Source organism: Pseudoxanthomonas japonensis, from assembly GCF_010093445.1.
GTDB classification, from domain to species: Bacteria; Pseudomonadota; Gammaproteobacteria; order Xanthomonadales; family Xanthomonadaceae; genus Pseudoxanthomonas_A; species Pseudoxanthomonas_A japonensis.
The window spans coordinates 43,163-56,513 of sequence record NZ_PDWW01000007.1 but is presented as its reverse complement, the minus strand read 5'-3'; the positions used below and the strand labels follow the sequence as shown (position 1 = coordinate 56,513).

The 13,351-nt window shown below is 64.3% G+C and carries 10 protein-coding genes; 1 reads left to right on the top strand and 9 read right to left on the bottom strand.

Annotation, left to right across the window (positions count from 1 at the left end; translation table 11 throughout):
* Positions 1 to 6: 6 nt before the first annotated feature.
* From CSC78_RS07375 to CSC78_RS07335, 9 genes are all read right to left on the bottom strand, one after another.
* Positions 7 to 828 (bottom strand): carbohydrate ABC transporter permease, encoded by an 822-nt coding sequence (locus tag CSC78_RS07375; protein ID WP_162337265.1) that lies wholly within the window; start codon positions 826 to 828, stop codon positions 7 to 9.
* The gene (locus CSC78_RS07370; protein WP_162337264.1) at positions 825 to 1,709 is read right to left on the bottom strand and encodes a carbohydrate ABC transporter permease; all 885 of its coding nucleotides are present in this window, start codon (positions 1,707 to 1,709) and stop codon (positions 825 to 827) included. The genes CSC78_RS07375 and CSC78_RS07370 overlap by 4 nt, the downstream gene beginning before the upstream one ends.
* The gene (locus CSC78_RS07365; protein ID WP_238391194.1) at positions 1,706 to 2,989 is read right to left on the bottom strand and encodes a sugar ABC transporter substrate-binding protein; all 1,284 of its coding nucleotides are present in this window, start codon (positions 2,987 to 2,989) and stop codon (positions 1,706 to 1,708) included. Before CSC78_RS07365 ends, CSC78_RS07370 begins: the two co-directional genes overlap by 4 nt.
* An 81-nt stretch (positions 2,990 to 3,070) precedes the next feature.
* A complete protein-coding gene (locus tag CSC78_RS07360; protein ID WP_238391193.1) occupies positions 3,071 to 4,711 on the bottom strand; it encodes a glucoamylase family protein in 1,641 nt (546 codons plus the stop codon).
* Positions 4,712 to 4,804: 93 nt separating this feature from the next.
* Positions 4,805 to 7,816: a TonB-dependent receptor gene (locus CSC78_RS07355; protein ID WP_162337261.1), complete on the bottom strand. Its 3,012-nt coding sequence runs from the start codon at positions 7,814 to 7,816 to the stop codon at positions 4,805 to 4,807.
* Positions 7,817 to 7,900: 84 nt separating this feature from the next.
* Positions 7,901 to 8,941, bottom strand: coding sequence for a LacI family DNA-binding transcriptional regulator (locus tag CSC78_RS07350; protein ID WP_162337260.1), 1,041 nt, complete (start codon positions 8,939 to 8,941; stop codon positions 7,901 to 7,903).
* Between the two features lie 184 nt (positions 8,942 to 9,125).
* The gene (gene bglX / locus CSC78_RS07345) at positions 9,126 to 11,390 is read right to left on the bottom strand and encodes a beta-glucosidase BglX (RefSeq protein WP_162337259.1); all 2,265 of its coding nucleotides are present in this window, start codon (positions 11,388 to 11,390) and stop codon (positions 9,126 to 9,128) included.
* A gap of 87 nt (positions 11,391 to 11,477) precedes the next feature.
* Complete coding sequence (locus CSC78_RS07340) at positions 11,478 to 11,747, bottom strand: BolA family protein (protein WP_162337258.1); 270 nt, start codon at positions 11,745 to 11,747, stop codon at positions 11,478 to 11,480.
* Positions 11,744 to 12,043, bottom strand: coding sequence for a YciI family protein (locus tag CSC78_RS07335; RefSeq protein WP_162337257.1), 300 nt, complete (start codon positions 12,041 to 12,043; stop codon positions 11,744 to 11,746). The genes CSC78_RS07340 and CSC78_RS07335 overlap by 4 nt, the downstream gene beginning before the upstream one ends.
* A gap of 376 nt (positions 12,044 to 12,419) precedes the next feature.
* Here CSC78_RS07335 and CSC78_RS07330 point away from each other — a divergent pair, with 376 nt between their 5' ends.
* A complete protein-coding gene (locus CSC78_RS07330) occupies positions 12,420 to 13,325 on the top strand; it encodes a segregation and condensation protein A (RefSeq protein ID WP_162337256.1) in 906 nt (301 codons plus the stop codon).
* Positions 13,326 to 13,351 lie beyond the last annotated feature (26 nt).

Sequence of the window (13,351 nt, the reverse complement as noted above, 5' to 3'; positions counted from 1 at the left end):
TCCGGGTCAGCCTTTGACGCTGCCCAGCAACAGGCCCTGGATGTAGTAGCGCTGCAGCACGAGGAACAGCAGCAGCACCGGCAGGATGGTGACGACCGAGCCGGCCATCATCAGTTCGTAGTCCATCACGTGTTCGCGCGACAGGCCCGCCAGTGCGACCGGCAGGGTCTGCAGGCTGTCGTCGCTCAACACGATCAGCGGCCACATGAAATCGTTCCATGCGCCGAGGAAGCTGAAGATCGCCAGCGTCACCAGGATCGGCTTCAGGCCCGGCAGCACGATCTGGAAGAAGATGCGCGCCTCGCTGGCGCCGTCGATGCGCGCGGCCTCGAGCAGTTCGTCCGGGATCGAGCGTGCGTACTGGCGCACCAGGAAGATGCCGAAGATCGCCGCCATGCCCGGCACGATGGCACCCGCATAGGTGTTCACCAGGCCCATCTGCTTGAGCAGCAGGAACAGCGGCATCATCGCCACCTGTGCCGGGATCACCAGCGCCGCCAGCAGGGCGCGGAAGGTGCGGTCGCGGCCCTTGAAGCGCAGCTTGGCGAAGGCGTAGCCGGCCATGGTGTTGAACAGCAGCGACAGCAGCATGACGCTGGTCGAGACGATGAAGCTGTTGGCCAGGTAGCGGCCCATGCCGGCGCGCACGAACAGCTCGCGGTAGTTGTCCAGAGTGGGCGCGGACGGCAGCAGCGGCGGCGGAAAGTGGCCGGCCTCGCCGGTCTGCATGAAGGACACCGACAGCATCCACAGCAGCGGCCCCAGGCTGACCACGGCGAGCGCGACCAGCAGCGCATTGACGACGATGGCGGCGAGACGCTGGTTCATTCCACGCCCCGCTTGCGCGCGAACCACAGCAGGCCGCTGGTCACGACCGTCATCAGCAGGAACAGCAGGAAGGCCACCGCGGACGCGTTACCGAGGTTCCACCATTTGAAGCCTTCTTCGTACATCAGGTACAGCACGCTCTTGGTGCTCTCGAGCGGGCCGCCCTGCGTCATCACGTAGGGCTCAGCGAACAGCTGGAAATAGCCGGCCATCGTGAGGATGCCGACCAGCAGCAGTACCGGCCCCAGCTGCGGCAGGGTGACGTGGCGGAACTGCGCCCAGCGCGAAGCACCGTCGATGCGCGCGGCCTCGTACAGGTCTTCCGGAATGCTCTGCAGGCCGGCCAGGAAGATGATCATGTTGTAGCCGAAGTTCTTCCACACCGCGAACAGGATGATGGTCGGCATGGCCCAGGTGGGATCGCCCAGCCAGTCGACCGGATCGATGCCCACCCACGACAGGCCCCAGTTCACCAGGCCGTACTTGGTGTGGAACAGGTAGCGCCAGATCACCGCGACCGCAACGACCGTCGTCACCACCGGCGCGAAGAACGCGGTGCGGAAGAAACCCTTGAAGCGGCCGAGCTTCGAGTGCAGCAGCAGCGCTGCGCCCAGCGACAGCGCCACCGACAGCGGCACGCCGACCACGACGAAGTACACCGTGTTGCCCAGCGACTTCCAGAACATCGGGTTCTGCAGCAGTCCGATGTAGTTGTCGAAGCCGACGAAACGCAGGTTGCCGATGTCGGCCAGCGCGTAGATGTCGAAATCGGTGAGGCTCAGCGCCAGCGCGGCCAGCACGGGCAGTCCGAAGAACACCACGATGACCGTCAGCGCGGGCGCGGCGAACAGCCAGCCGGCGAGCGTATGCGTCGACCTCACGGCCCGGCTCCCGGCTTGGCAGCGTGATCCAGCATCCAGCGGCGCTTCTCGAGGATGCGGTCGGCGCGCCGGTCGAGTTCCTCGGCCGCCTGGTCGACCGTCAGCCGGCCATTGGCGACCTGCTCGCCGACCAGCCGCATTTCGGTGGCGATGCGCTCCCACTCCGGCACCTTCGGCGTGGAGACCGCGCGTTCCAACTGCTCGCGGAATGCCTTGGCATACGGATCGTTCGCCAGCGCGGGCGTCTGCCACGGCGAGCGTCGCGGCGGCAGGTCACCGGTCAGCGAATGGAATTCGGTCTGCACGGCAGGCGACGAGAGCCAAGCGATCAGTGTCCAGGCGGCGTCCTTGTTCGGCGAGTCCTTGAACACCACGAAGCTGGTGCCGTTGGCCAGCGAAGCACCGGGGCCGCCCGGGCCGGGCAGCGGCATGGTCATCCAGTCCTTCTGCTGTGCGGCCGGCAGGCGTTCCTTGAACTTGGCGATGTTCCAGGGACCGGAGATATAGAACGAGTAGAAACCCTTGCCGAACTCATCCCACACATTGGAGATCTGGTTGTTGGTGACAACCGGCGCCCACTGCTGGTCGAACATTTCCTTGTAGAAGCCCAACGACCGCCGGAAGCCTTCGCTGCGGAAATTGCCGTAGCGCCCATCGTCGCGCAGCAGCGGCTCGGGCTGCTGGATGGCCAGGCTGAGCAGCGGTTCGAATTCGTTGAGCGGCAGCAGGATCGAATAGTTGCCCTGCCCCGCGACGCGCTTCACCTCGCGCATCGCGACCCGCCATTCGTCCCAGCTGACCGGCAACGTCTTCACGCCGGCCTTCGCGAGCATGTCGCGGCGGTAGAACGGCAGGCGCGTTTCGACGTACCACGGCACTGCGTAGGTGCGGCCCTCGATCACGCCGGTGTCCCACACGCCGGGGAAAAAATCCGCCGGGTCGAAGCCCGGCGTGGCCGCGATCTCGTCGTCCAGCGGTTCGAGCGCGCCGAGGGCTGCGAACTCGGGAATCCACGTGTTCCCGATCGGGCTGACGTCGGGCAGCGACTCGCCCGCGAAGGCGGTCAGCAGCTTCTCGTGCGCGGACAGCCACGGCACGATCTGCAGGTCCACGCGGATGCCGGGATGCTGGCGCTCGAACTCGGGCAACAGCTTCGCGACGATCTCGCCTTCGTAGCCCATTACCCAGAACCGCACCACGGTGCGTTCGTCCTGCGTGCGCGCGCAGCCCGCCACGAGCGCAAGCGCGAGGATCAGGGTCGCAAGGAAACAGCAGCGCACCAGGGCCCTCCTTCCACCGGAGAAGACCCTGATGCGTGCCGGAGAGACCCTTGCTGGCGCACGCCGATCCATGCGGACAGCTTACTCGGGCTGCTGCGGTCGCGTCGCCTCGGGCTGCGAAGCCTGGTTGGCGCGCGACTCCGCGGTACCCAGCGCGCGCGCAGCGGCGGCATCGAGATCCGGAGGCGCGGTGGGCGCGGTCGCATTGCCCGCGGAAGACGACTGCCCCGCCTTGGCATCCAGCCAACCGCCCTGGAAGCCGGCCTTCTTCAGGCCATCGCGGATGTACGGATTCTTCTTCATCACGCTCCAGACGAAGTCGTTCCGGTAGTTCGCGATCATCGCCAGGATCGGGCCCTGGTCGATACCGATGTAGTCGCTGGCCACCCAGCCCTTGCCCGGCACGATGCGGCCGGTCTTCAGCGGAATGTCGTAGTCGAAGCTGGGATTGAACGAATCGAGGAAGCCGTAGCTCGAGTACAGGTAGTCGCCATAGCGGCGGTGCATCTCTTCCGTCGCGGGAATGACGATCTCCGGCGCGAACGGCAGCGACGCGATGGCCGCGGTCGGCGCGATGGTGCCGTCGTCGAAGTTCTCGCGGAAGCCGGCACCGCGCGCGGAGTAGTGGCGGAACGGGCGCTGTTCGCCGCGGTACTCCTGCAGGGTCTGCTGCGGGCCGTCGGAGGCGGTCAGGCCCCACACGTTCTCGCCGTAGTCCTTCCACTTCATCGGATTCTCGGTCGCGTAGGCGCGCTGCGCGTACGTGGCACGACGGCTATTCTCGAAATAGTCCATGCCGCGTTCGCGCATATACGCGTCCTGGATGCCGCGGAAGTCGATCCAGACGTGGCTGTACTGGTGGCCGAAGTGCGGCGCGAAGGTCAGGTATTCCTGTCCCTGGAACACGCCCCACAACTCGCTGTAGCTGCGGGTCCAGACTTCCCACGCGTCCTGGCCCACGGGATGCGTCGGCGAAGCCATCGCCAGGATGTAGACCATCATGGCTTCGTTGTAGCCTTTCCAGTCGTGCGGGATGGTGCCGCTCTCGGGGAACCAGCCCATCGAGATCAGCGGCTTGTTCTGCTGCAGGAAGGTCCAGTCGACGCGCTTGTAGATGGTGTCGGCGATCCAGCGGATCTCCCGCTCGCGCGGATCGTCGCGGTCGTAGTACGACTGGGCGAACAGCACGCCCATCAGCAACAGCGACGTGTCCACGCTGGACAGTTCCACCCAGGTGTTGAAGCGCTGCCCGGTGTTCATGTCGAGGAAGTGGTAGTAGAAGCCTTTGTGGCCGCCCTTGCCTTCCTTCTGCGGGCCCTGCGGGATGTCGCGCAGGAACTTCAGCGTGGTCAGCGTGCGGTCGACCGCCTGCGTGCGGCTGACCCAGCCGTTTTCGATGCCGATGGGATACGCGGTGAGCGCATAACCGATGGAGGCGATGCTGGCGAACGGACGCGAGGGATAGCGGTCCGGCGTCATGCCGTTCGTTTCGTTGGTGGTATCCCAGAAGAACTGGAACGTGCGGCGTTCGATGTCGCGGAACAGCGGGGGCAGTTCCGGCTTCACCGGCGGCTCCGGCTTGGCGGCGACGGCAGGTGCCGCGGGTTTAGAGGCGACAGGTGCCGCTTTCTCTTCCGGCGCCTTCTGGCAACCGGCGATCAACAGAGTCAGCGCAACGCCGATAAACCAGTACGCGCGCGGGGCCGGGGTGATCTTGTTCAAAACGTTTTCCTGTTGTAACCGATTACAGAACTGCACCAAACAAACCCGCCGCTCATGCGGCGCCCGAAGGCGCCGCATGAGGGCGGGTGTGTATTACCAGTCGAAGCCGAAAGACAACTTGAATGTGCGGGTGGGCCCAGTAATGCCTTCACCCGTCCGGCGACCGAAGTCCGGATTCAGCACGCCACCTACACCAATGAAGTTTCCGAAGTCCGAGTAATTGACTTCGTTGGTGACGTTCAGTACGTCGCCGCGCACTCGGAACTTGATACCGCCACCTGTGTCCCACTGCTTCTGAACAGCAAGATCCAACTGACGGAAGTCTTGGTCATCGAAGTAGTAGCTCTCGAACCGTCCAACCACATTGCATGCACCCGGGTCCACGCCTTGGAAGCAGTTGAGGCCCGTGTTGCCAGGAGGGCTGGTGAGTGTCAGCTTGCCAGAGAAGGTCAGACCCCAGAAGTCAGCGATACCTGTGGCAACGAGCTTGTGCCGGGGGACGCCGCGCGCGCCGATGAAGCCAACGTTGTCCAGATTGGGGTAGTCGAACGTGAAGATGTCGGATCCCTCACGATTTTCCTTGGCATCGCTGTACGTGTAGGCAAAGCTCACTGACCAAGGGGACTCTGCCGTATAGGGCTTGTCGAGCGAGACCAGTACCGAATTCAGTCGCGTCTCTACAGCATTGTCACCAATGAAAAACCTCGAATAACCAGGAAGGTCCGCGCCGGGAGAGTTACCAAACTGGACACCAGGCGGATAGAAACTGCCATCGGGGCGACGATTACCGATCGAGAACAGAATCCCATCATGGCTCATAACGTGCATAAGCGTGACCGAGGAATTCCAGTCATGACCGAACATGCCGAAGACGTTTCGCATACCCAAGCTGAATTGGTCTGAATAGGGTGTCTTCAGCTCATTGTTCAGCAGAAACACCTCAGATCCAAAGTTGGTACCCGGCACGATAAGCGCGGTGAGTGCGTCCGCATTCAACAAGCTCGGATCAAACGGGATGCATGGCGTCCTTACCGGCGCAGCATTGCAGTCGTGACCGGGTGTATTGAAGTAGAACTCATAGCGCTGGAACGCAAGGCGATACTGCTCGTAAGACAGATAGTCGAACTGGTTACGATTGTATGAGCGCCCCGCGCCACCGAAGATCACGTGGCGTGCATCACCTCCCAGATCGTAAGAGAATCCGAGCCTAGGCGCCCATCCATCCTTGAAAGAGTCTCGGTTGCTCCCCGTACTGATGTAGTCATTAATGTCATAGTCGACATTTGGATTGTTTACACCCGGATAAGCTCGCAGGCGCGTAACCAGTGTCTCTGGGGTCACGTGGTCTTCGTAGCTGGGCGTAACTTCGTAGTCCCAACGTAGGCCGAGGTTGAGCTGCAATTTCTCGGTCACATCCCAATCGTCCTGGATGTAGATGCCGAACTGCTTGCTGTTCGAATTGACCGTGGTCGGGTTGCCATTGCCTGGCGCCGTGAACTGCACGTAGTAGGGGATCGTCGTACTACGTGTCACGTCGTACCGGAACTGCGGAGAAAAGGGCGACTGTTCGAAGGCACTGATGTCGATCGCCTTGTACTTGATACCCATCTTTATGGTGTGATCCTCCCAACCGTAGAACGTCAGGTCGTTCTGGAATCCGTAACCCTTCTGCCCCTTGTTCTGGAAATCACCACCACCACCGAGGTTCAGCACTTCTTCCATGTCTGGATTGTTGTTTGTCTCCTGCCCCCTGCGCGGCACGAAAAGACGGTAGCCATTCTCAAGCGAGGCCGGACGAGGCGCAAAATTGGTGTCTTCAAAGGTGACATGTGCATCATTGAGCCAATTCTGGCTGGTGAACTGGTAGCGCAAGTCGACGCGGGTTTCCTCACCCGTCTTCAAGGTTCCGTAGGAAGGAACGTTGACCGTGGCACCACCGACACTCGTCAGCTCGTCTTCCTCGCGCCGCTTCAACGTCAGCTCAAGCAGATGCGACTCGCCGATTGCCCAATCGATCTTGCCGAAATAGAGATCCTCCTTGAACGGAGCAGAGGTCGGTGTCGAAGCAACGTCTCTGAACTCTGGAGGTAGATCCCCGATCGCAAACTGCCGCCCAGGTGTGATGGTCCTTGGGGAGTTGTACTCCTTCGCTTCATACGCAATGAAGAAATGCGCCTGATCTTTTATCAGAGGGCCACCGAAGGAAACACCGTACTGTTCTTCTTTCGAGCGGACCTTTCGCCGGTTGGGGTTAGACGCATTCGGCGTTTCAGCGGGGGTCGGCTTCCGCCAATCCGAACCAGTCCTGTCCCAGAAGAAACTGCCCGAGAAATCGTTCGTACCAGACTTTGTCACTGCGGTCACCGCCGCGCTGCTCAGCTGGTCGTACTCCGCCTTGTAGTTGGAAGTAATGACCTTGTACTCACCAATGGCCATCTGGGGAAATGGATTGCCGCGACTCGAGTCTTGCCCCGTTACACCACCCTTGAGGACATAGTCCTTCTGGCCCACGCCATCAATGAACACATTGACGCCAGCCGACAGTTGGGATCCGCTGCGCAAGGACGTGGAACCATCCGCACCGGTGTTGAAGGTCACACCCGGCACGATATCCGCAAACGCGAGAAAGTTACGCGAGTTCTGTGGCAGCGCTTCAATCTGCTTGTTCGAAACATAGGTGGAAATCTCGGACGTCTTCGTTTCCACCAGCAACGGCGCGGTCACGCGCACGGTATCTAGCGTGGTCGCATCGCCGGTCGGCGCGGACACCGGCGGCGCTTCCTGCAGGTTCAACGTAGCGGTCTGGCCCACGGCCAGCGTCACCGCGCGGCTGCTGGTCTGTCCGCCGGCATTCACTTCGATCCGGTACGTACCCGGCGGCAGGCCACCGATGTTGTAGTTGCCGTTGGCCGCCTTCGTGGTGCGGGTGAGGCCGGTATCCACGTTGGTCACGGTGACGGTGGAATCGGCGGTCACCGCGCCTCGCAGCGTGGCGGACGTGGACTGCGCCATCACGTGCGGTGCGGCCATGGCCAGGCAGCTGGCCAGGGCGCATGACAGTAACTTGCGATTGGGACGGAACATGGTGCGGTTGCGCTGTTTCATTGGCTCTCCCTCCAAAGATGGATGTGTTGCTTGTCGGCTTGGTGCCGCTTGTAATCGATTACATCGCCGCCCAAAAAAAAGCGGTCACGCCTTTGCCTGTTTTTCCGTGTGCCGGCCCTCTCCCACACTCGACGCCCTGACGATCAATTCGGGAACCAGCATCGCCGACGGCGCAACGCGCGCTCCATCGGAGTCGATCGCGTCCAGCAACCGGCCCATCGCCTGTCCACCGAGTTCGGCAATACTGACCCGCATCGTGGTCAAGGTCGGGTGAACAAAACGCGCGAGCGGGATGTCGTCGAAGCCGGCCAGCGCGACGTCCTGCGGAACGCGCACACCGGCTTCGTTGAAGGCGTACAGGCATCCCAATGCCGTCATGTCGTTGGCGGCGAAGACCGCCTGCGGCTTCTCCGCCGATTGCGCGATGCGCTTGCCGGCTTCGTAGCCTGAGGATTCGCTGAAATCGCCGGCAAATTCCTGCGGCGACGTGCCCGGCACGAAGCGCGCCATCGCATCGCGATAACCGCGCAGGCGTTCGCGCGCGTCGAAGTTGCCTTCCGGGCCGCCGATGAAGGCGATGCGCTGGTGACCGGACGCCGCCAGGTGTTCGACCATCGCGACGGCCGCGCCATAGTTGTCGATGGTCAACGCGGGATACGACGCGTCCTGTACATCGGTATTGATCAGTACGACCGGCAGCGACGATGGCAGGTTGTCGACCAGGAAGCCGGGACGGTCGCTGTACGGCGACAGCACCAGCAGGCCATCCACCCGGCCGCGCATCGCGCGCAGGGCTTCGCCCTGTTCTTCCGGATGACCGTGGTAGCTGGACACCAGCAGGTGCTGGCGCCGTGCACGGGCCACCTGGTCGATGCCGCGGATCAGTTCGGAAAAGAATTCGCCGTACAGGTCGGGCAACACCACGCCGATGGTCTGGGTGCGGCGGCTGCTCAGGCTGCGCGCGGCGGCGTGGGGCTGGTAGCGGAGGCGGTCGGCGGTGGCCAGGACCTGCTGGCGGACGGATTCGGCGACGTTCTCGTGGCCGTTCAAGGCACGCGACACGGTGGCGACGGAAACCCGCGCCTCGCGTGCGACATCCTTGATGGTGACCGAGGTTCGCGCCATTCCCCGCCCCTCCGCGGTGATGACAGCCTTGAGTGGCGCGGACTGTAACCGTTTTCACGGAAACGTGTAAAGCCCGCGTTATTCGACACTTAAACCCTCACGAATTCATGCACTTGCGGACACTCGAAGGTATCCGCAAGTATTTTGCATTGCAGCAAACGCATGCCAACCGCGACGCATGCCTCTATTGGGCGGCGACCTCGAAAGCGACCTCACGCGTGCGGTCGGAACTGCCGCCGACATACACGGTGAACGTGCCGGGCTCCACCACCCGCTGCATGCGGTCGTCGTACATCGCCAGATCCTCGAAGCCGAGGTCGAACGTGACCGTCTTCGATTCGCCAGGCGCCAGCGCCAGGCGCTGGAAGCCGCGCAACTGCTTCACCGGACGGGTGACGGTGGCGACATCGTCCCGCACATACAGTTGCACCACCTCGACGCCCTCCCGCTTGCCGGTGTTCGTGACGCGCACGCTCACCTGCTGCTGCAGGGCGGAAGGCGCCAGCGTCTTCTTCGCCACGACCGGCGCGTCGTAGCGGAACGTCGTGTAGCTGAGTCCGTGGCCGAAGGCGTACAGCGGCGTCCACGGCACGTCGAGGTACTTGCTGGTGTACTTCTCCTGCTCGCTCGGCGGACGGCCGGTGTTCTTGTGCGCGTAGTAGATCGGCACCTGGCCGACGTTGTGCGGGAACGTCACCGGCAGCTTGGCCGACGGATTGACGTCGCCGAACAGCACGTCGGTGATCGCGTGGCCGCCCTCGACGCCGGGGAACCAGGCTTCGAGGATCGCCGGCACCTTGCCCTTCAGGCCACCGATCGACAGCGGGCGTCCGTTCAACAGCACGGCCACCACCGGCTTGCCGGTCGCGGCGACCGCCAGTGCGAGTTGCTCCTGCACGCCGGGCAGGTCCAGCGAGGTGCGGTTGTTCGCTTCCGCGCTCATGTCCGGGTGTTCGCCGAGGAACATCACCACCGCATCGGCCTGCTTCGCCGCCGCAACGGCCTGCGCGAAACCGGAGGTGTCCTGGCTGTCGATGTCGGCACCCTTCGCGATCACCAGCCGCGTACCGTCACCCAGCGCGGCCTTCAGGCCCTCGATCGGCGTCACCGCGTCCTCTTCGCGCCCGGCCACCGCCCAGTTGCCGAGCATCGCGCGGCGATGGTCGGCGAGCGGGCCGATCACCGCCAGCGTGCGCACCGACTTCGACAGCGGCAGCACGTCGTTGTCGTTCTCCAGCAGCACGAGCGACTTCTGCGCCATCCGGCGTGCGTCGGCGCGGTGTTGCGGCGTCAGCGTCATGGCGCGCTCGTGGGCGCCATCGTCGGTGCAGGAACGGTACGGATTCTCGAACAGGCCCAGCCGGTACTTGGCATTCAGTACGCGACGCACGGAGGCATCCACCTGCGCCATGGGCACGCGGCCCGCCTTCACTTCGGCCGGCAGGTCCTTCACGTAGATCTGGCTGACCATGTCGACGTCGACGCCGGCACGCAGGCCGAGTGCCCCCGCCTGCTTGCGGTCGGCGGCGATGCCGTGCGGCATCAGTTCCATCACACCGGTGTAGTCGCTGACCAGCAGGCCATCCCAGCCCCATTCCTTGCGCAGCAGATCCTCGATCAGCGGCCGGTGCGCGTGCATGGGCACGCCGGCGATCTCGTTGAACGCGGCCATGATCGATTGCGCGCCGGCATCGACCGCGGCCTTGAACGGCGGCAGATAGACCTCGTGCAGGCTGCGTTCGGAAATGTCGGCCACGTCGTAATCGCGGCCGCCCTCGGCCGCGCCGTACGCGACGAAATGCTTGGCCGTGGCCAGCACCGCGTCCGGCTTGCGCAGGTCGTCGCCCTGGAAGCCGCGCACGCGCGCCGCCGCGAGTACCGATCCCAGATAGGGATCTTCGCCCGCGCCTTCCACCACGCGACCCCAGCGCGGATCACGCGCGATGTCGACCATCGGCGCGTACGTCCAGTGGATGCCGTGCGCCGAGGCCTCGATCGCCGCGACACGGGCGGCATGCTGCACTTCGACCGGATCGAAGCTGGCGGACTCGCCCAGCGGCACCGGGAAGACGGTGCGGTGGCCGTGGATCACGTCGTAGCCGAACATCAGCGGGATGCCCAGCCGGGACTGCTCCACCGCGATCCGCTGCAGGCGGCAGGTCAGCACCGCGCCCTGGGTACCCAGATAGGTGCCGATCTCGCCCTTGCGGATCTGGTCCTCGTTGCCCGTCATGGCCGCCGGGCCGGTGTTGTTGCCCACCCCGGCCGGCTGGTTCAGCTGGCCGAGCTTCTCTTCGACCGTCATCTTCGCCATCAGGGCGTCGACGAAGGCTTTTTCGGCCGGCGTCGCGTAGACCGGCGGCTTGGCGGCGGCCGGTGCCGCCAGCAGGACAGCGATCATGCCGACCAGCAGCGGTCGTGGCGGAACAGTGGGGACTTCCCGGTTCATGGCGCCCTCCCGGCGTAACGAAAGGGGGCGAATGTAAACGTTTTCAGCCCAGCCTGCATGCGGCGCTGCCAGATGGCAGACGCATGCTCAGCGCGCTTCGTCGGGCGTGCGGGCTTCGATGGCGAGCGCGTGGATGTCGGTCTGCATCATGTCGCCCAGCGCTGCATAGACCGCACGGTGACGGGCCAGCGGCGCCTTGCCTGCGAACGCCTCACTGGTGATCCGGACGGTGAAATGGCCGCGCCCGTCGCGGGCGCCTTCGTGCCCGGCGTGTTTATGGCTGTCGTCCAGCACGTCCAGGGAAACCGGCTGCAGGGCGGATTCCAGCGCCGCCCGGATGCGTTCGACGCGGCTCACGGCAGGACCTTGCGGAACGGGCGCACGTCGACCCGGGCATAGACCCCGGCCGCCACGTACGGGTCGGCGTCGGCCCAGGCGCGCGCGTCCTCCAGGGAGTCGAATTCGGCGATCACGATACTGCCGCTGAAGCCGGCCGGACCCGGGTCCTCCGCATCGATCGCCGGACACGGCCCGGCCAACAGCAGCCGGCCGTCGTCGCGGAGGGCGGTCAACCGCGCCAGATGCTCAGGGCGTGCGGCCAGTCGCTGGGCCAGGACGTCGGGGCCGTCATGGCCTTCAATGGCATACCACATGGTGTTCACTCCGCAGGCGAAGTCTGAATTGTACGGGCGGTCCCGCCATCCGGCGCTGGACACCGTATGGGTCAGGGCTTACCCTGTCCTCCATTGCACGGCCGGAAGCAGCGGCCCGTCCAGGGGAAGACCCGGCCACGCCGACCTCCCTGCCCCATCGAGGGATCACCGGGACGTTCGATTCGCTGCCCCCACCCGCCCGCGCCCGACGACCTCTCGCTGTCCGCCGCCGCATCCCTGCGGTGTGCTTTGCTGGTTGCTGTAAGGGAAGCGTTCGCCCTGCGACGCATGATGATCTTGGTTGGTGCAATGCCGGTGCCGCGCCGTCCTGCCGTGCGCAGGCCCGCATGGTGATCCGCACGATGGCTGTTTCTTGATGAGCCCAGAACTCGCGTCCGACGCGAACCCACAAACCCCGTCCACGCATCCGCAGCAGCAGGAAATGCCGCTGGCGGTGGTGCATGGCCAGCCGGTGCTGCAGATCCCGCAGGACCTGTACATCCCGCCGGACGCGCTGGAAGTCATCCTCGACGCGTTCGAAGGCCCGTTGGACCTGCTGCTGTACCTGATCCGCCGGCAGAACCTGGACATCCTGGACATCCCCGTCGCCGAGATCACCCGGCAGTACGTGGACTACATCAATGTGATGCAGGAGCTGCGGTTCGAACTGGCCGCCGAGTACCTGCTGATGGCCGCCATCCTGGCCGAGATCAAGTCGCGCATGCTGCTGCCGCGGCCGGTCAGCGAGGAAGGCGAGGAAGGCGATCCTCGCGCCGAGCTGGTGCGCCGCCTGCAGGAATACGAACGCTTCAAGCAGGCGGCCGAAGACCTGGACGCCCTGCCCCGCCAGGACCGCGACACCACGCCGGTGAGCGCCGATGTGCCGGACCGCGCCTCGGTCAAGCTGCCGCCGCCGGTCGAGTTGAAGGAGATGCTGCTGGCGTTGCACGACGTGCTCAAGCGCGCCGAGCTGTTCACCGGCCACGCGATCAAGCGCGAGGCCTTGAGCGTGCGCCAGCGCATGGGCGACGTGCTGACGCGGCTGGAGGACGGCAGGTTCCACCGTTTCGAGAGCATGTTCACGCCCGAGGAAGGCAAGCTCGGCGTGCTGGTGACCTTCCTGGCCATGCTGGAACTGGCCAAGGAGCAACTGCTTGACATCGTGCAGGAAGCCCCGCTCGCCCCGATCTACATCAAGTCGCTGGCGCTGAACAACACCAACGAACCGCTGCAGTTCTCCAGCGAGTTCGACGACAGCGACGCCGCCAACGACAGCCCGTGACGCGGCCGGGCCACACCGCCCGCCGC

Coding starts and splice junctions, on each gene's coding strand:
- CSC78_RS07355 (WP_162337261.1), bottom strand. CDS start 7,816: ATGAAACAGCGCAACCGCACCATGTTCCGTCCCAATCGCAAGTTACTG.
- CSC78_RS07335 (WP_162337257.1), bottom strand. CDS start 12,043: ATGTGGTATGCCATTGAAGGCCATGACGGCCCCGACGTCCTGGCCCAG.
- CSC78_RS07350 (WP_162337260.1), bottom strand. CDS start 8,941: ATGGCGCGAACCTCGGTCACCATCAAGGATGTCGCACGCGAGGCGCGG.
- CSC78_RS07330 (WP_162337256.1), top strand. CDS start 12,420: ATGAGCCCAGAACTCGCGTCCGACGCGAACCCACAAACCCCGTCCACG.
- bglX (WP_162337259.1), bottom strand. CDS start 11,390: ATGAACCGGGAAGTCCCCACTGTTCCGCCACGACCGCTGCTGGTCGGC.
- CSC78_RS07375 (WP_162337265.1), bottom strand. CDS start 828: ATGAACCAGCGTCTCGCCGCCATCGTCGTCAATGCGCTGCTGGTCGCG.